The 17,539-nt window shown below is 66.1% G+C and carries 14 protein-coding genes; 3 read left to right on the top strand and 11 right to left on the bottom strand.

Annotated features, from left to right (window positions below):
• Position 1 precedes the first annotated feature (1 nt).
• From murD to mraZ, 8 genes are all read right to left on the bottom strand, one after another.
• Positions 2 to 1,522, bottom strand: coding sequence for a UDP-N-acetylmuramoyl-L-alanine--D-glutamate ligase (murD, locus tag ACSBQT_RS12585; protein ID WP_410711544.1), 1,521 nt, complete (start codon positions 1,520 to 1,522; stop codon positions 2 to 4).
• Entirely contained in the window at positions 1,515 to 2,603 is a 1,089-nt protein-coding gene (gene mraY / locus ACSBQT_RS12580; protein ID WP_139469765.1) for a phospho-N-acetylmuramoyl-pentapeptide-transferase, read from the bottom strand. Before mraY ends, murD begins: the two co-directional genes overlap by 8 nt.
• A complete protein-coding gene (locus tag ACSBQT_RS12575) occupies positions 2,600 to 4,066 on the bottom strand; it encodes a UDP-N-acetylmuramoyl-tripeptide--D-alanyl-D-alanine ligase (protein ID WP_410711545.1) in 1,467 nt (488 codons plus the stop codon). Before ACSBQT_RS12575 ends, mraY begins: the two co-directional genes overlap by 4 nt.
• A gap of 1 nt (position 4,067) precedes the next feature.
• Positions 4,068 to 5,639 carry a UDP-N-acetylmuramoyl-L-alanyl-D-glutamate--2,6-diaminopimelate ligase gene (locus ACSBQT_RS12570; protein WP_410711546.1) on the bottom strand — a complete coding sequence of 524 codons (1,572 nt, stop codon included), beginning with the start codon at positions 5,637 to 5,639 and terminating at the stop codon, positions 4,068 to 4,070.
• Positions 5,639 to 7,420: a peptidoglycan D,D-transpeptidase FtsI family protein gene (locus ACSBQT_RS12565; protein ID WP_410711547.1), complete on the bottom strand. Its 1,782-nt coding sequence runs from the start codon at positions 7,418 to 7,420 to the stop codon at positions 5,639 to 5,641. The genes ACSBQT_RS12570 and ACSBQT_RS12565 overlap by 1 nt, the downstream gene beginning before the upstream one ends.
• Before the next feature lie 75 nt (positions 7,421 to 7,495).
• Positions 7,496 to 8,062 carry a hypothetical protein gene (locus tag ACSBQT_RS12560; RefSeq protein ID WP_410711548.1) on the bottom strand — a complete coding sequence of 189 codons (567 nt, stop codon included), beginning with the start codon at positions 8,060 to 8,062 and terminating at the stop codon, positions 7,496 to 7,498.
• Complete coding sequence (gene rsmH / locus ACSBQT_RS12555) at positions 8,059 to 9,021, bottom strand: 16S rRNA (cytosine(1402)-N(4))-methyltransferase RsmH (RefSeq protein WP_410711549.1); 963 nt, start codon at positions 9,019 to 9,021, stop codon at positions 8,059 to 8,061. The genes ACSBQT_RS12560 and rsmH overlap by 4 nt, the downstream gene beginning before the upstream one ends.
• Positions 9,022 to 9,186: 165 nt before the next feature.
• Complete coding sequence (gene mraZ, locus ACSBQT_RS12550; protein ID WP_025777975.1) at positions 9,187 to 9,618, bottom strand: division/cell wall cluster transcriptional repressor MraZ; 432 nt, start codon at positions 9,616 to 9,618, stop codon at positions 9,187 to 9,189.
• Positions 9,619 to 10,077: 459 nt separating this feature from the next.
• On the opposite strand from mraZ, the gene ACSBQT_RS12545 reads away from it, so the two are divergent.
• Genes ACSBQT_RS12545 through ACSBQT_RS12535 form a run of 3 tightly spaced genes read left to right on the top strand, consistent with a single transcriptional unit; the run spans position 10,078 to position 14,859 of the window.
• A complete protein-coding gene (locus ACSBQT_RS12545; RefSeq protein WP_410711550.1) occupies positions 10,078 to 11,067 on the top strand; it encodes an AAA family ATPase in 990 nt (329 codons plus the stop codon).
• A 4-nt stretch (positions 11,068 to 11,071) separates the two neighbouring features.
• Positions 11,072 to 12,331 carry a DUF58 domain-containing protein gene (locus ACSBQT_RS12540; protein ID WP_410711551.1) on the top strand — a complete coding sequence of 420 codons (1,260 nt, stop codon included), beginning with the start codon at positions 11,072 to 11,074 and terminating at the stop codon, positions 12,329 to 12,331.
• Complete coding sequence (locus tag ACSBQT_RS12535) at positions 12,328 to 14,859, top strand: transglutaminaseTgpA domain-containing protein (protein ID WP_410711552.1); 2,532 nt, start codon at positions 12,328 to 12,330, stop codon at positions 14,857 to 14,859. Before ACSBQT_RS12540 ends, ACSBQT_RS12535 begins: the two co-directional genes overlap by 4 nt.
• A 123-nt stretch (positions 14,860 to 14,982) precedes the next feature.
• Here ACSBQT_RS12535 and ACSBQT_RS12530 read toward each other — a convergent pair whose 3' ends face one another.
• The 3 genes from ACSBQT_RS12530 to dinB form a co-directional block, all read right to left on the bottom strand.
• Positions 14,983 to 15,696 carry a YdcF family protein gene (locus ACSBQT_RS12530; RefSeq protein WP_410711553.1) on the bottom strand — a complete coding sequence of 238 codons (714 nt, stop codon included), beginning with the start codon at positions 15,694 to 15,696 and terminating at the stop codon, positions 14,983 to 14,985.
• Between the two features lie 49 nt (positions 15,697 to 15,745).
• A complete protein-coding gene (locus ACSBQT_RS12525; protein ID WP_410711554.1) occupies positions 15,746 to 16,153 on the bottom strand; it encodes a DUF3040 domain-containing protein in 408 nt (135 codons plus the stop codon).
• Positions 16,154 to 16,284: 131 nt separating this feature from the next.
• Entirely contained in the window at positions 16,285 to 17,538 is a 1,254-nt protein-coding gene (gene dinB / locus ACSBQT_RS12520; protein WP_435001871.1) for a DNA polymerase IV, read from the bottom strand.
• Position 17,539 lies beyond the last annotated feature (1 nt).

Raw genomic sequence — 17,539 nt, 5'->3', positions numbered from 1 at the left:
CTCAGCGCTCCAGGTGCGAGTTGACGGCCTCGGCGAAGAGTTCGCCGCGAGTGTTGTAGTTGAGGAACTGGTCCATGCTCGCGGCCGCCGGTGCCAGGAGAACGGTGTCTCCGGCTTCGGCCAACCGCGCAGCCGCGTCGACGGCGGCTGCGGCGACGGCCTCTCCGCGGCGCTTCGGGACTCCGGAGTCCACTGCCAGGGCCGGTTCGATCCGGACGACTTCGAGGTCGGGGATGGTCGCGGCGATGGCCTCTCGGTAGGCCGAATCGTCCGAGCCGATGAGCACGAGTGCCTTCAGCCGTTCGCGGTGGTCGGCGAACAGCGAGGTGAAGTCGGCGCCTTTGGGCAGTCCGCCGGCGATCCAGATGATCGAGTCGAAGGCGGCCAGAGAGGCATTCGCCGCGTGGGTGTTCGTCGCCTTCGAATCGTCGACCCAGCGGATGCCGTCCGCCTCGGCGACGGTGACCATGCGGTGGGCGCCGAGCGAATGGTTCTGCAGTCCCGCGGCGATCGCCTGACCGGGCACGTCGATGGCGCGGGCCAGACACGCTGCGGCCAGAGCATTGGCGACCTGGTGCGGGGCGGGCCGCGAACCCGCGACGCCGGTGGCCGTCGCCACGTCGTCGAGCGAGGCGAGTTCGGCGGCCGATGAGTAGCGCTGCGGAATGAAGGCTCGGTCGACCAGCAGGTCCTCGACGACGCCGAGCTCGCCGGGGCGAGGCACTCCGGTGGTGAAGCCGATGGCCTTTGCCCCTTCGATGACGTCGGCGTCCTCGACCATGTGCAGAGTCACCTCGTCGGCGCAGTTGTATACGCAGGCGAGCTTCGCGTTGTGGAAGATCTTCGCTTTGTCTGCCGCATAGGCCTCGGCGCTGCCGTGCCAATCGAGGTGATCGGGAGCGATGTTGAGCACGGCTGCGGCGTCGGCGCTCATCGACTCCTGCCAGTGCAGCTGGAAGCTCGAGAGTTCGATCGCGAGGACCTCGAGCCCGGGTTCGAGCACGGCTTCGAGCAGCGGGGTGCCGATGTTGCCGCAGGCCTTGGCTTTGAGCCCGGCGGCCAGCAGCATCGATTCGAGCATCGTCGTGGTCGTCGTCTTGCCGTTGGTGCCGGTGATGGCGAGCCATTTGGCGTCGTTGGTGCCGCGGATCCGCCACGCGAGTTCGACTTCGCCGATGACCGGGATGCCGGCCTTCGCTGCGGCCGCGAGCACGGGCTGGTCCGGACGCCATCCGGGTGAGGTGACGACGAGGTCGAGTTCGCCCTCGGGCAGCGTTTCGACGTGTTCGGGTCCCCGTCGGATGTCGACGTCGAAGACCTCGAGGATCTGCGCCTTCTCGCTCACATCGGCGGTGGCGTCGCCGTCGATGACGATGACATCGGCTCCGCGTTCGCCGAGGTGGACTGCAGCGGGGAATCCCGTCACCCCGAGACCGGTGACGAGGATCCGCAGTCCTGCCAGGGATGAACTCGGCCCGTGCAGTGCGGCCGGGATCTCCTTGGTGGTCGGTTCATCAGCCAATGCGCGCCACCCAATCGGCGTAGAACAGGCAGATTCCGGCGATGACGAAGAGTGCCGCGATGATCCAGAACCTCACCACGATCGTCACTTCGGCCCAGCCCTTGAGTTCGAAGTGGTGTTGCAGGGGTGCCATGCGGAACACGCGTTTGCCGGTGGTCTTGAAGGAAGCGACCTGGATGATCACCGACAGGGTGATGATGACGAAGAGTCCGCCGAGGACGATGAGGAGCAGCTCGGTGCGCGACATGATCGCCAGTCCGGCGAAGGCACCGCCGATGGCCAGCGAACCGGTGTCGCCCATGAAGATCTTCGCCGGCGAGGTGTTGAACCACAGGAAGCCGAAGCAGGCCGCGGCCATGGCGCCGGCGACCATGGCGAGGTCGCGGGGGTCGCGCATGTAGTAGCAGGCGTTCGTGGCCTCGGACATGAGGTTGCAGTTCTGGGTCGACTGCCAGGTGCCGATGACGACATAGGCGGCGAAGACGACCACCGAGGCGCCGGCGGCGAGTCCGTCGAGACCGTCGGTGAGGTTCACCGCGTTCGAGACGGCGGTGACGATGAGGTTCGCCCAGATGACGAACAGGATGAGGCCGAGGATCGCCGAGCCGAACGCGAGATCGAGGTTCGTGTCGCGGATGAACGACACCTTCGTCGACGCCGGGGTCTCGCCGAAGGAGTTCGGGAACTGCAGCGCGAGCACGGCGAACGAGATTCCGACGAAGGCCTGCCCGATGAGCTTCGGCATCGGGCGCAGACCCAGTGACCGCTGCTTCTTGATCTTGATGAAGTCGTCGAGGAATCCGACGACAGCCAGTCCCGCAGCCAGCCACAGCACGAGCAGGCCCGACGCCGTGGGCACGGAACCGGTGAACAGGTGTCCGAGCAGGTAGGCGAGCACTGCGGCGCCGATGATGACGACTCCGCCCATGGTCGGGGTTCCGCGCTTCGTCGCGTGCGAGGTCGGACCGTCGTCACGGACGAACTGGCCGTACCCCTTCTTGACGAGCACCCGGATGAACAGCGGGGTCCCGACGAGGGCGAAGATGAGAGCCAGGCAGGCTGCAAGCAGTACGGCAATCATTGGGCCCCCGATACTCCGGCGATTTCGTCTCCCAGGTAGCGCAGACCGGCGTCGCGGGAGGATTTGAACAGAACGATGTCGCCGGGAGCGAGTTCGGCGTTGAGCAAGTCCTTCGCCTCAGCCGCTGTGGCGACCCAGGCCGCCTCGTTGCCCCAGGAGCCTTCGAGGTTCGCGGCGTTGAAGATCGGCTTCGCGCCTTCTCCCACGACGATGGTGCGAGTGATGTTGAGGCGCACGACAAGTTCGCCGATATCCGAGTGCGCGGACACCGATTCGGACCCGAGTTCGAGCATCTCGCCGAGCACGGCGAAGGTGCGTCGCGGGCTGGTCTCCTCATCACCGCGGCCCATCGAGGCCAGGGTCTTCAGCGAGGCCCGCATGGATTCGGGGTTCGCATTGTAGGCGTCGTTGAGCACGGTCACGCCCGACGGCGAATCGATGAGCTCCATCCGCCAGCGGCTGGCCGCCGAGGAGGTCGACAGGGTGGTGACGATCGACCTGGCCGCGACGCCGCAGGCGTGGGCGATGGCTGCTGCCGCCAGAGCGTTGCCGACGTGGTGCTCGCCGATGAGCGCCAGACGCACATCGCGGGGCTCCTCACCGGGCAGGGCGAGGGTGAACGTCGGATGACCGGAGGAATCCGTGGACACCGAGGTGCCGCGCACGACGAGGTCGTCGGCGCCGACCCATTCGGGCAGGGACTCACGCTGTGAGAACCACAGGGTGGTGACATCCGGAGCGAGCACCTCGCGCATCGCCGACACGCGGGTGTCGTCGGCATTGAGCACAGCAGTGGATCCGGCCGTCAGTGACTCGACGAGTTCGGCCTTAGCCCGTGCGGTGTTCTCGATCGAACCGAAGACTCCGGAGTGGGCGGTGCCCACGGCCAGTTCGACCGCGATGTCGGGGCGGATGAGGCTCGTCAGATAGGCGAGGTTGCCGATCGACCGAGCCCCCATCTCGAGGACGAGGAAGCGGGTGGATTCGACCGCCCGCAGAGCCGTCAGCGGGACTCCGACCTCGTTGTTGTAGGAGTTCGGCGGCCACACGGTCTCTGCCTCACCCGAGAGCAGATCCGCGGCGAGGTCCTTCACCGTGGTCTTGCCGACGGATCCGGTGATCGCGATGACGGTGAGTTCGCCATCTGTGCGCAGGCCTTCGATGCTGTGCTTGGCCAGCTGGCCAAGCGCTTCGGTGGCATCGGCGACGACGACGACCGGCAGCGGGTCGTCGTCGATGGTGGGGACGGATTCGCCGATGATCAGGGCCGCTCCCGCCTCGACGGCGGCGGCGGCGAATTCGATGCCGTCGAAGCTCTCGCCTCGGCGGGCGACGTAGATATCGCCGGGTCCGACTTCTCTCGAGTCGGTCACCACACCGGCGGTCAATGGGGTCTCGGGGTCGATGCCGTACAACTCGCCGCTCAGGGCGGTTGCGATTTCGGCTGCAGTCAGTCGCTTCATATCATCTGTGAACTTTACCTGGTTGTGCGCCGCCCAGTCGCATGGACAGCGCTGAGCGTGTCCTCGCCCGGTCGTCGAAATCGGTGACCGTGGTGCCCACGGTCTGGCCTGTCTCATGCCCCTTGCCCGCGACGAGCACGGTCGCCGAGGCGTCTGCTTCGGCAATCGCCTCGTCGATGGCGGCACCGCGGTCGGGGACCTCGATGATCTTTTTCACACGTGCCCGTCCCGCATCCACCTCGGCGTCGATTCCCTGCCTGATGGCAGCCCGGATCGTGTCGGGATCCTCGGTGCGCGGATTGTCGTCGGTGAGAACGATCACATCGGCTTCACGCGCCGCTGCCTGACCCATGCCGAAGCGCTTGCCGCGGTCGCGGTCGCCACCGGCGCCGAAGACGATGATGAGCTCATCGGAGTCGGCGTGGAGCGTCGCCAGCGCCTTCGCGATCGCGTCGGGGGTGTGCGAATAGTCGACGATGGCCCGCGGCAGGATCTCCGGGTGGGATTCGCCCAGCGCCCGCGGTCCGGAGACGTCGATGATCTCCATCCGTCCGGGCACCGTGGCCGCGAAGCTGCGACCGATCGCATCGATCTCTTCGGCACTGACGCCGGCCTCGATGAGCATCGAGGCCGCCAGGGCCGTATTCGTGACGTTGAAATCGCCCGGCAGCGGTGAGCGGAGCCTGATGCTCTCCCCGGCGTCGAGGTGGAGCACGAAGTCCGCTTCGCCCGGGGTGTGTTCGATGCGCCACTGGCTGCGTTCGTCGCGTCCCAGAGTGCGCACGGGCACCTGCGCGGCCTCTGTCATCCGCTCGCCCCATTCGTCTTCGACGACGATGACGGCCTTGTCGGAGAAAGTGCGGGTGAACAGCTGGGCCTTCGCCTCGAAGTACTCCTCCATCGTGTTGTGGAAGTCGAGGTGATCCTGGGACAGATTCGTGAACCCTGCCACGCTGAAATGAGCCCCGTCGACGCGGTGCTGGCTGAGCGCGTGGGAGGAGACCTCCATCGCACAGGTGTCGACCTCGGCCGCACGCATCTTCGCAAACAGGGCGTGCAGTTCGGGGGCCTCCGGAGTCGTGCGCACGCTGGGCACCGTATCGCCGGCGATGAGGATGGCGACCGTGCCGATGACGGCGGTGCGATGGCCCAGTGCCGCGAGCATCCCGTCGGCCAGATAGGTCGTCGTCGTCTTCCCGTTTGTTCCCGTGACTCCGATGAGCTCCGGCACCGAGGTGGTCCCGTAGACGGCGGCGGAGACGAACCCGAGCACGGCGCGGGGTGCTTCGACGATGAGAGCGGTGACTCCGGCGAGCAGGTCCCGGCCCGCCTCGTCCGTGCTCAGCGCTTCGGTGATGAGCTGCCAGCCGGCGTCGTCGGTGAGGATGGCGTCGACCCCGCCGCGGATCAGCTCGGGTGCGAACTTCGCACCGTGGACGTTCGCTCCCGGCAGGGCAGCGTAGAGCTGACCCGGTGAGACCGCACGCGAGTCGTGGGAGACTCCGGCGACCTCTGTCTCGGGGTCACCGTGGAGGGTGCCGGGTGCGATCGGCAGCAGCTGTGAAAAGCGCATCATTTCCATTCTCGAGCGGGCAGGTCGGGCTTCTGCGTCGACGGTGGGATCTTGAGATGCCGCATGGCGAAGCCCGCGACGTCGGAGAAGACGGGGGCTGCGGCCTGTCCACCGTAGTAGCCGTTCCGAGGACGTTGCAAAGTCACGGAGATCGCGAGTTCGGGATCTTCGGCGGGCAGGACGCCGACGAAGGAGGCGGTGTATCCGTCATAGCCTCCGCCCTCGGCTGCCGGTGCCTGCGCGGTGCCGGTCTTTCCGGCGACCCTGTAGCCGGAGACCTGGGCGGACTTTCCTGTGCCTTCGGCGACGACGCCTTCGAGCATCCGCAGGGTCTCGTCGGCAGCCTTCTTGCTGACGACCCGTTCCTTCTCTCCTGCGGGGGTGGAGATGGTCCCTCCGTTCGGGGAGATCATTCCGTCGACGAGGCGGGAAGGCACGTGGACTCCCCCGTTGGCGATGGTGGAGATGACGTCGGTCGTCTGGATCGCGTTCGCGGCCACACCCTGACCGAACATCACGGTGTACTTCGTGCGTCCGTCCCACTCCTCATACGGATGCAGGATGCCCGAGGTCTCGGCGGGGAAGTCGATGCCCGAGCTGGTGCCGAAGCCGAACTTCTTCATGTATTCGTAGCGCTGGGCCTCGGTGAGTTCCTTACCCGCCAGCACGGTGCCGGTGTTCGAGGACTCGGCGAGGATTCCGGCGAAGGTGAGCTTCTCATCGGGGTGCTCATGGGAGTCACGGAACTCCTCGTCGTTCGGTGCCTTCCACTTGTCAGGGACGGTGAACTCCTGTTCGGGAGTGACGAGTCCCTTGTCGAGCAGCGCTGCGGCGGTGACCATCTTCGCGGTCGAACCGGGTTCGAACATGTCGGTGAAGATGCGCGATCCGCGGTCGGGGCCGTCGACCTTGCCCGGAGAGTTCGGGTCGACGGTGGGAGCATCCGCGGCGGTGATGATGCGTCCCGTCTTGACCTCCTTGATGACGATCGACGCGGATTCGGCTTCGTGCTTCTTCCTCTGCTCTTCGATCGCCTGCTGAGCGTAGTACTGCATCGCCGGGTCGATCGTCGTCTGCAGACCCTGGCCGTCGACGGCGTCTTTCATGTTGTTGTCGCCGAGCGGGATGATCTCTCCGCGTGCTCCGCGTTCGTACTGCTGCTGGCCGTCCTTGCCCGACAGCTGTTCGTCATAGGCAGTCTCGAGACCGGCCTGGGCCGTGCCGTCGGAGCTGAGGAACCCGACGAGGTTGCCGGCGACGCCTCCGGCAGGGTACGAGCGCACCGAGTACTCCTCGGCGGAGATGCCGAGGACCTCGAGCTTCTTCACTGCACGCCAGGTCTCCGAGGTCAGCCCCTTGGCGACGGGGTTCCAGCGTTTGTCGCCGACGAGCTTCGGATAGAGCACACCGGGGTCGGTCTTCAGCGGCTTCGACAGCGCTTCGGCCGCACCCCAGGCTCCGACGAGTTTGCCGTCGACTTCGTACTGGGCGACATTCTGCTGATCGACGACGAGCTGGTAGCGGGAGACGCTGTCGGCGAGCACGGTGCCGTCGGCGGCCAGGATCTGTCCGCGATCGGCAGGCAGAGTGCGGGTGACGAGTCGATTCGACAGCGCCTTCTCCGCCAGCTTCATCGAGTCCATGCCCTGGATCGAGACGAGGCGGACGGAGGTGATGAGGAGGACGAGGACCGACACCGCGGCGATGAAGCCCATCCGCCAACGCAGATTGGGGCCACCGCCCTTGCGCTTCTTCTTCAGTCGGGTCTTGGCTGAGCCCATAGCTGGAGTCCTCGGTCCTTGGTGTGGTCGGCGAATGTTTCGGTCAGGCCGTTCCCTGGTCCCGGTGAGCTCGGACTACTTCGGCGCCTCCTGGCTGGGAGCCGCCACGTCCTGGCTCGGGCTGCCCCCGACGACCGGGAGCTTCTCATCCGATCGTAGATTGGGTCGGATGTCATCGCGTGTATCGGCGCGCGGGCCGGGCACGACTGTGGGCTCTTTCTCACCGCTGACGTCGATCCCCGGGGCGTCGATCATCTTCCCGGTCTTCGCGTCGAGGAATTCCGGTGAGGAATCACGGACGAGGCCGAGCTCTTCGGCGGCCAGGGCGATGTTCTGCGGGGACTCGCGGTACGAGTTGTCCTCGACGAGGCGGTCCTTCTGTTCGGCCAGGGCTTCCTTCTCACTCGTCAGCTGGTCGACCTTGTAGGAGGTGTTGGCGACGAAGATGTTGAGCAGCAGCACGGCCACGAGAGTGGCCAGCAGGATCCCCACGCACAGCATGGAGAAGGGCAGACGGGACTTCGGCAGTTCGAACTTGAGCAGCCGCAGCTTGGCTCCGCCCTGCTGACCACCGGCCTCTTCGAGCCGGCGGGAGCGTTCGGTGAAGTGGGGCTGACCCGCGGTCGCCTGGGAATTCTTCACAATCGTGCCTCCCTGATCTTCTGCACTGCCCGCAGCCGGACGCTTGCCGCCCGCGGGTTGGTCTCTGCTTCTTGCTCATCAGCCATTTCGGCGCCCCGGATGATCTCGGTCAGCCAGGGCTGGTGCTCTTCGGGCACGACCGGCAGATCCGGCGGCGCCGAGGAGGTCGTGGCCGCTCGGAAGGTCTTCTTCACGATCGTGTCCTCCAATGACTGGTAGGACTCGATGACGGCCACTCCCCCGATGTGCAGCGCCTCCAGTGCCGCCGGCAGTGCGGTGCGCAGCACCCCGAGCTCGTCGTTGACCTCGATGCGCAGGGCCTGGAAGGTGCGTTTGGCGGGATGCGACTTCTTCTTCGTCTGCGGGATCACCCGCGAGAGCATGGCCGCGAGCTGGTCCGAGGTCTTCCATGGGGTGTCGACCCGGTCCGTGACGATGATCTTCGCAATCCTGCCGGCCAGCTTCTCCTCGCCGTATTCGCGGAGGATGCGGCGCAGCTCGGATTCCGAGTAGGTGGCCAGCACCTTCTCAGCAGTGAGCTCCTGGGTGCGGTCCATGCGCATGTCCAGAGGCGCCGGTCGGGAGTAGGAGAATCCGCGTTCGTCCTCGTCGAGCTGCAGCGAGGACACTCCCAGGTCGAGCAGGATCGCGCTGATCTCTGAGATGCCGAGATCGTCGAGGACATCGGGCAGCTCGTCGTCGACTGCGTGGACGATATCGACGCGGTCGGCGAAGGGGGCCAGGCGTTTCGTGGCGATGTCGATGGCCTGCAGATCACGGTCGATGCCGACGAGGTGGACATCGTCGAAGGCCGTGAGGACGGCTTCGGCGTGACCGCCCATGCCGAGTGTGCCGTCGACGACGACCGGGGTGAGTCCGGCGTCCCTGGCGGCTTCGACTCCGACGCCGATGAGTTCGACCACGCGCGTCAGGAGCACCGGTACGTGCTGAGCTGTCATTCGTGGGTCCTTCATACGGGGGTGGTCGGGGGTGCGCTGCTGGAGCCAGAACCTTGACCGCCGTGGCCCTGCCACCGGGGAAGTGTGTCAGGACGTCCGAGCTTCGGAAACGGGGAAGTTCCCCGAAACTCGAGCACGGCGGGCAAGGATCAAACCCGAGCAGAATCAGATCACTCCGGGGATCACCTCCTCCTCGCGTTCGGCGAAAGCCTGCTGAGCGCCGACGAGGTAGTCCTCCCAGGTCGGTGCATCCCAGATCTCGACCCGGTTGCCCATGCCGATCACTGCGACTTCCCGATCAAGTGATGCGTACTGCCGCAATATGTTCGGGACCGTGATGCGTCCCTGTTTGTCCGGTTGTTCCGCAGATGCCGCCGACAGGAACACACGCTGGTAATCGCGGGCTTCCTTATTCGTCTTCGGCGCGTTCTGGATTCGCGCGTGCTCGGCTTCGAACTCCGTGGTGGGGAACAGGGTGAGGCAGTTCTCCTGGCCACGGGTCAGAACGAGTCCGGGCGACAGCTCCTCGCGGAACTTTGCGGGCAGGATGAGGCGACCTTTGTCGTCGAGCTTCTGCATATGAGTGCCCAAGAACATGTCGTCTCACCCCTTTCGAAACCCATCGGCTCCGATAGCAACCACAGTACTCCACTTCCCTCCACAGATTCCAGCTTTTCGCCCTACCGATGCTCCGGACCAATTGTTTTCCCAGGTCAGACAAGTGGAGGAAAGTGGGGAAAATTTCTCAGAGGCGCGTCGCGGGAGTGTCGGTCGCGGGGAGAACGGAGGGTCCGCCGAGGCGGTGGGCCGCCTCGGCGAGGACGATGAAAACGGCACAGATCCGCGAGAATCCGGGGATCGCAGGCGATTTCCCGCACCGAGGTGGAGGCGAGTGGGGAGGAAAGTGGAGGGTCCGCGTGGAGAAAAGTGGGGAAGGTGGTGGGGAGTGGGGTGGGGCACCTCGGGGAGGGAATGGGAGCGGGGAGGGGAAGGCAGTGACGAAGCTGAAAGAAACTCGTGTGGCTGGGGTGCCGGCTTTAAGGGACAATGGAGGGTATGTCGACCAGCCAAGAAGGTACACAGACCAATTCCGTGATCGGCGCCGAACACATCGAGTGGGTGCAGAATCTGACCTCGCGGGCACGCACCGCGATGAACTCGGTGCTCGAGGGCAAGGATGACGCCGTAGGGCTCTCGCTCATCGCACTGCTCGCCGGCGGACACGTCCTCCTCGAAGACGTCCCCGGCGTCGGCAAGACCCTGTTGGCCCGTGCCATGGGCAAGGTCGTCGACGGTTCCGTGCGCCGCATCCAGTTCACCCCTGACCTGCTGCCCACCGACGTCGTGGGCGTGAACCTGTTCAACCAGGAGACTCGTCACTTCGAGTTCCGACAGGGACCGGTGTTCGCGAACATCGTCATCGCCGACGAGATCAACCGCGCGTCCCCGAAGACGCAGTCGGCGATGCTCGAGTGCATGGCCGAGGGCCAGGCGACGATCGACGGGCAGACCTATCCGATGCCCACACCGTTCATCGTCGTCGCCACTCAGAACCCGATCGACATGGAGGGCACCTACGCTCTGCCCGAGGCCCAGCGCGACCGCTTCCTCACCCGCATCTCCCTGGGATACCCGGCGACGTCCGATGAGGTCGATCTGCTGGACAACCAGATCCAGAACGATCCCCTCGAGACCGCTGCCGCGGTGACGAACCTCGAACAGATCACTCAGGCCCGCACCATCGTCCGCCATGTCTCCGCGAGCAGGCAGCTGCGCGAGTACATCGTGGCGATCCTCCACGCCACCCGCAACGATCAGGCGATCCTGCTCGGCAGCTCCCCGCGCGGCGGCGTCCATCTGCTGCGGGCGGCGAAGGCTCGCGCTGCCCTGTCGGGTCGCACTTTCGTCACCCCCGACGATGTGCAGGCCCTGGCCCCGTACATCCTCGCCCACCGCATCATCCCCCGCGACGGAGACGACGCAGACCTGGCTGCCGACCTCATCGGTCGGGTGCTGTCCCGCGTGCCCGTCTCCGCGAACCAGTGACCGCATGCGACTGAGCACTTCGGGCATCATCTTCGTCCTGGCCGGGGCGGCCCTGATCATCACGGCCTACCGCTTCGCGCTGCCCGGCCTGCTGCCGGCCGGTCTGCTGCTGCTCGGCCTTGTCCTGCTCTCGGCTCTGCTCATCCTGTGGGGCACCCGCCGGGTGTCGATCGCGATGAGCACGAACCTCCACGAGGTGGCGCTGTCTCCTTCGGGAGACCGCTACCCGCTGGCCGCCGAAGGCAAAGAGGTCGAAGTCCAGGCGCGTGTGACCAATATCGGCCAGCTCGCGATCCCTGCCGCGACGATCGATTTCACTCCGGCCGAAGGGTTCGGCGACTCCACCTCCGGTGATGTTCCGGCTCTGGCCCACGGGGCATCACAGACGGTGCTGACGTCGTTCACCCCCAATCGCCGCGGTGTCTCCGGAATCGACTCGGTCCTCATCACCGTGTTCGGCCCCTTCGGCCTGGTGAAGATGAAGAAGAAGGTTCACGGGGCCTTCCCCGTGGCCGTGTCCGTGCCGATCCTGCCCGCGCGCATCCCGCAGGATTCGTCGATCCGGCCCGCCCGCCTCGACGACGGCAAGGTCCGCACCGGTCATACCACTCGGGACTTCCACACACGTGAGTACGTGCCCGGCGATGACCTCCGGCACGTGCATTGGCCCTCGACGGCGAAGTCCGGCGAGCTCATGGTCCGACACGAAGCCGATGAGGAGACGCTCCATTCGCTCATCCTCATCGACCTCGTCGCCGATGAGGGCGCCGAGGAGCCGAGCGATCTCGAGATCGAGTTCCTGCTGGCCGCGGCGACCGCGGCCGGAACCGCGTTCCTCAAGGCCGACTACGAGGTCAACGTCGTCGCTCCCGGACACCAGATCAGATTCAAAGGAGCTCGCGAGATCGACAAGCTGCGTCTGCTCTCCGCCCTTGTGCGCCCGGGCAGGGTCGAACTGCCCTCACACGACAACCCCAACCACATCGTCATCTGCTCCGTCGGCGATCAGCGCGGGCAGGAACTCGCCTCGCACTTCTCCCGCCGCGTGCCGGTGACTCTGCGCACTCTCAGCGAGATCGACGATCTGACGATGCTCGGTCTCAGCGAGGACCTGCCGGAGTCGTGGACGACGTTCGAGTCCAAGCGCTCTCGCAGCGGCGCCGGTCGGACCTCGGCCGAACCCGGACCGGGAACTGCCGGCGCCGGCAGCGCGTCCGCGGCCCCGGGTGGCGCTAGCTCGACTCCGCAGGGGGTGCGCCGATGAGTCTGAATACTCCTGACACACGTCCGCGCGGAGCCGATTCCGAGTCTCCGGCGAACGACTATTCGGCACCCGTGTCGACGGGCGATGAGCGTCCGAGCACGGGTTGGCTCGAGGCGATCGTCGTCTTCGTCGCCATGGCCCTGACCGCTGTCGCCGTATCGGCGGTGTTCAAGGACTTCGCCTGGGTCTCGCCCGTCCTGGTCGCCGTCGCCGTCGTCGTCATCGTCGGCGCCGTGTTCCGCACCGTTCCGGCACTGCGCTCGACCGGAACCGCGGTCATCGCCCAGTGCGTGGCCGGTCTCATCGCGGTCTTCATCGTCTGCGCCGGGGATTCGCTGCTGCTCGGGTTCATCCCGACCGGTGAGTCCTTCGGAACGGTGATCGATCTGCTCTCCGAGGGGGTCAGCGACCTCTACGCGACCGCTCCCCCGGCGGCGAGCACACCGGGCTTCATCGCTATGCTCACGATCGCCTTCACCCTCATCACGATCCTCATCGACGGCCTCGTCTCGGATCTGCGGGCGCCGAAGGTCGGCGGTGTGCTGCTGCTGGTGCTGTGGATGATTCCCGTCTACTTCGCCGCTCAGGAGGTGAAGTGGTGGCACATCGTCGCGATCCTCGCGGCGTTCCTGCTGCTCATGCTCAGCCCCTATCTGCCCGCAACTCGGTGGCGCGGAGGAATGACGGCGATCCTCGCCGGCGCTCTGGCTCTGGCGATCGGCATCGGCCTGCCCATTCTGCTGCCCCCGGTGCCCACGCTGCCCGATCGGGCGTCGAAGGGTCAGGGCGATCTGACGGTGACGAACCCATTCCTCAACCTGCGCCAGAACCTCGGCGACCGGGATGACACGACGCTGTTCAGCTACCAGACGACGGACGAGGACGCGGATCCGATCCGGTTGACCTCGATCGACGACTTCGACGGTGAGAACTGGGCACCGAGCCCGTTCAGCCTCGATCCGTTCGCGATCGCCGCCGACGGAATGCCATGGCCCGCGGGGATGCCGCGGGACAAGAACTTCAAGGAGCAGACGATCAGCGTCGCCGTCGGCGACAACTACGACCAGCAGTACCTGCCGTCTCCGTATGCTCCGCAGCAGCCGAAGGATCTGAGTCGTCGGTGGATCTTCGACGAGAAGACCCTGACGGTCGTCGGCAATGGCGAGAAGACCGGTGGACTGCAGTATTCGATGGACTATCTGTCCCCGAATCCCGACGTCAAGGATCTGCAGTCGGCGACTCCGGTGTCCGAGAGCGACTTCGAGACCGAACTCGCCGTCCCCGATTCCCTGCCGACCAGCGTGAAGGAGACCGCAGAGCGGGTCACCGCCGATGCGGACAACCAGTGGGAGGCCGCAGTCATGCTGCAGGCGTACTTCCGCGGCGGCGATTTCGAGTATTCGCTCGATGCCCCCGAACGGGCCAGCGGCGACGCGATCTCGGACTTCCTGGCCGATAAGCAGGGCTACTGTGTCCAGTTCTCCTCGGCCATGACGATCATGGCTCGGACGATGGGAATTCCGGCCCGCATCGGCGTCGGATACGCCGGCGGGGACGAAGCCGAGAACGGCGTCGACGTGAGCATGCAGGATTCGCATGCCTGGCCGGAACTCTACTTCGAAGGTGCCGGTTGGGTGCGCTTCGAACCCACCCCCGGCGGTCCCGCCGGTGATCCGCCGAAGTGGACTCTCGCCGATGGCGCCGACCAACAGGAGGAGGGCGACGAGTCGGAGTCTGCGAGCCCGAGCGAAGAGCCGACCGAATCTGCTTCGCCGACCGGTGACTCCGAGGAACCCACCGAGGAGGAGACGAGCACTCAGGCCGCAGAGCCGGCCGGTTCGAACTTCGGCACTGTCTTCGGCATCGCAGCCATCGTGCTCGTCCTGCTGCTGCTCGCCGCACTGCCCGCGATCTGGCGGTCGATCCTGCGCTCGCGCCGGACGAAGGATCCGCAGAATCTCGAGGCGGTGTGGACAGAGGTCCGTGCTCTGGCCACCGACTACGGGCAGAGCTTGGATTCGAGCCGGACGCTGCGCTTCAACGAGCTCGTGCTCGCCGGTGCCGTCCCAGCGGCCGGAGCTGCCGGAGCTGCCGGCGGTGGTGGCACCGAGGCTGCGGATGCCTCGAGCCCGACCGATGCGGAAGCCGGCTCAACGGCACCAGAGATCGATGCGGACACCGGCGAACCGATCCGAAAGTCCGCCGCCGAGGCGGCAGCCGGTTCCGGTGCCGCCGGTGAAAATGCAGCCGGTTCCTCGACGTTCGATCGTTCGGACGAACGGTTGCGGCGCTTGAGCAGTCCGGCCCCGTCACGTCCGTCCGAGTCGGGTCATGATGACTCTGCGCTCGGAGCGTTCGTCGATGCCCTCGAAGCTCAGCGCTACGGTGCCGCTCCCGAGTCGCTCGATGACTCGGAGGTAAGTGCGCTCGTCGACGAGGTGAGGACGGACCTGTCGGAGAGGACCACGCCGGGCAGTCGGATCTCTGCGAAGATCTGGCCGGCCAGCCTGTTCAATCGTCCGAAATGACGAGGAGCTGACGAACCAGGCCGGTACCCGACGGTCCTGGTCGATGTGCGAAGGGGCGGTCCTGCGGGGGCGCCTCTTCGCTGTCTCGCAGAGTTTGGACGCTCAGTGCGAGAGTCTGGGACCTCAGCGCCCTGCCGCGCGTTTCGCGTTCTCTCGATCGAGTGCACGCAGGGCGAGCAGGCCGCGCACGGCGGCGATGGGCTTCACCAGCGGCTGTTCACCGAATCGGTAGTCTCCCCCGCGGACCAACCGCCTGGCCAGGTCCGGGCGCATCTGCCACAGGTGGTCACGGGCTTTCTCGGCATGGTGGGAGTTCGAGACGATGCTGATCGTCGTGGCCGGGGTGAGCTCGCGGTCGATGATGGGGATCGCGTTGGCGATGTTCTCCCACGTCGTTATGCTCTGCTCCTCCAGCACAGCTCGGCCGGTGTAGCCGAGTTCGTCCCGGGCGAAGCGTTCGAGGATGAGGGCCTCCGGTGTTCGTCCTGTGACGGCGCCTCCGCAGAAGATGAGGAGAGTCGACCGGGCTGCCGGAACGATCGACCGCAGACCCGCGCGGACCCGGAACCGGTTGATTGCGTTCGGTCGCAGACCGCGGTTGGCATATCCGAGGACGATGATGATCTGGTCGCTGTCGGCCGTGTTCTCGTCTCTGCCTGCCGCGGTCAGGGCCCGAACGCCTGGAATCGACCGTCGATCGCTCCGTGGTCGCTGGCCACCCGAGGCATCACAGTCTCCCAGCCGACGGTGGCTCGATCGCCAGTGCGCTGCCTCGGCGAAGGCGGAGATGCCGGCAAAGACCGCAAGGGCAGAACCGGCGAGTACGCGGACCGGCATTGAAAAAGGCACCCTCATGTCGAGAGTGCCTTGATCGCAGAGAGCAGGATCATTCGCCGCGCTGGCGCTTCTCCCACCGGTCTTCCATTCGGCTCATGAATCCGGAGTTGCCCTTGGACTCGGTCTTCGCTCCGGAGTTCCGGGAGTCCGTCTGAGTCGTGTGCACATGGCCGGGACGGCTGAACGCCCAGTACATTCCGGTGACCATGAGGCCGAAGCCGACGACGCCGAGAGCGATCCACCAGGCGGAGCTGGAGACGAGCGAGATCGCGAGGATCGTCGCGGCCAGCCCGGCGAGGGCGATGAGGATGCCGAGGACGAAGCGCTTCGCCGAGAACCCGGGACCCGTGGCAGCTGCCTGGGTTTCCGAGATATTCCGGGCAAAACGAGGGTCTTCACTGCGCAGCTGCTTCTCCAGTTGATCCAACAGCTGCTGTTCGTGATCGGAGAGTGGCATCTCGAACCCCCGTTTCGCTTCTCAAGTCTTTCCCCCAATCATAGTCTCTGAGGGCCGAAAAAACATCTCCGGGGGCCGTCAGGAGCCGGATTCCCACGGGGTCTTCAGACTGTGCTCCCGCTCACCCGCTCTCAGGCCTCGGGACGCTTGCGCAGAAGCGAGGCCTGAGAGATCGCTTCGCTGCCGAATCGCCGCCTCACCTCGTCGAGGGCGACCTCGGCTTCGCGTCCGGAACGAACTGGTTCGTCCAAGGTGGCCTGCCGCCCGGTGACGGCGAAATCGCTGAGGCCGGCGGCGCGGACGCCGAGCAGCCTGACTCCTTGGGAACGCTGCTCACGCAGCTTGCGCAGAGCCGGGCGCAGCGCCTCGTACATCTCCCGGGCAAGATCAGTCGGTGCCGAGAGAGTCACCGACCTCGACAGAGTCGTGAAATCGCCGAGGCGGTACTTCAGTCCGAGGCTTGTGGCGACCTTTCCCTCCGCACGGACTCGGTAGGCGACCTTGTCGGCGAGGCGCAGCAGTTCGTGCTCGAGCACGGCGATGTCCCAGATGTCCTCGCCGAAGGTGTTCTCCGCACTGATCGAGTGCTCCTTGGCCTGGTGGTCGAAACCGGACGAGTCCTGACCGTGGGCAGCCCGCCACAGCTGATGACCGTGCGCACCGAAGACACGTGCGGCCCAATCCTCGTCGACTGCGGCGAGGTCGCCGATGAGGCGGATTCCGTAGCGGAAGAACCCCTCCTGAGTCTTCTCCCCCACTCCGGGCAGCGCTTCGACCGGCATCGGGTCGAGGAACTCCTGGGTCGCGGCCGAGGGCACGAGCAGCTGACCGTTCGGCTTCGCCCTGGTCGAGGCGAGTTTGGCCACGACGCGGCTGACGGCGATGCCGACCGAGGCGCTCAGACCGGTGCGCTCCTGGATCTGGGCGCGCAGCTGCGTGGTGATCTCCACCGGAGAGCCGAGCCGGCGCACGGCTCCGGAGACATCGATATAGGCTTCGTCGACGCTGACCTGCCGCACATCGGGGGTGACTTCGGCGACGAGATCGAAGACTTGGCGGGAGTACGAGGAATACAGGCCGTGGGACGGTGGGATCACCTCGGCGACGGGGCACAGGTTCATGGCCCGCGACATCGGCATCGCCGCATGCACACCGAACTCGCGGGCTTCATAGCTGGCCGAGACGACGACTCCGCGTCCGCTGCGTCCGCCGACGATGACCGGGCGGCCGACGAGGTGCGGGCGGCCGACGAGGTGCGGGCGGCTGAGCAGCTCGACGGAGACGAAGAACGAGTCCATGTCGAGGTGGAGCATGGTGGCACCGGTGTCGTCCGTGCCCAAACGGGTCAGATCACCTCCGGATCGTGCCAGCTGCTTCCGACTCATC

The sequence above is a fragment of the Brevibacterium sp. H602 genome (assembly GCF_051172395.1).
Lineage (GTDB): Bacteria > Actinomycetota > Actinomycetes > Actinomycetales > Brevibacteriaceae > Brevibacterium.
Note: the sequence above shows the minus strand (reverse complement) of the source record. Positions and strands in the feature narration are given on the sequence as shown.

Coding starts and splice junctions, on each gene's coding strand:
- dinB (WP_435001871.1), bottom strand. CDS start 17,538: ATGAGTCGGAAGCAGCTGGCACGATCCGGAGGTGATCTGACCCGTTTG.
- ACSBQT_RS12540 (WP_410711551.1), top strand. CDS start 11,072: ATGCGACTGAGCACTTCGGGCATCATCTTCGTCCTGGCCGGGGCGGCC.
- ACSBQT_RS12535 (WP_410711552.1), top strand. CDS start 12,328: ATGAGTCTGAATACTCCTGACACACGTCCGCGCGGAGCCGATTCCGAG.
- ACSBQT_RS12575 (WP_410711545.1), bottom strand. CDS start 4,066: ATGAAGCGACTGACTGCAGCCGAAATCGCAACCGCCCTGAGCGGCGAG.
- ACSBQT_RS12545 (WP_410711550.1), top strand. CDS start 10,078: ATGTCGACCAGCCAAGAAGGTACACAGACCAATTCCGTGATCGGCGCC.
- mraZ (WP_025777975.1), bottom strand. CDS start 9,618: ATGTTCTTGGGCACTCATATGCAGAAGCTCGACGACAAAGGTCGCCTC.
- ACSBQT_RS12525 (WP_410711554.1), bottom strand. CDS start 16,153: ATGCCACTCTCCGATCACGAACAGCAGCTGTTGGATCAACTGGAGAAG.
- ACSBQT_RS12570 (WP_410711546.1), bottom strand. CDS start 5,639: ATGCGCTTTTCACAGCTGCTGCCGATCGCACCCGGCACCCTCCACGGT.
- ACSBQT_RS12565 (WP_410711547.1), bottom strand. CDS start 7,420: ATGGGCTCAGCCAAGACCCGACTGAAGAAGAAGCGCAAGGGCGGTGGC.
- rsmH (WP_410711549.1), bottom strand. CDS start 9,021: ATGACAGCTCAGCACGTACCGGTGCTCCTGACGCGCGTGGTCGAACTC.
- mraY (WP_139469765.1), bottom strand. CDS start 2,603: ATGATTGCCGTACTGCTTGCAGCCTGCCTGGCTCTCATCTTCGCCCTC.
- ACSBQT_RS12530 (WP_410711553.1), bottom strand. CDS start 15,696: ATGCCGGTCCGCGTACTCGCCGGTTCTGCCCTTGCGGTCTTTGCCGGC.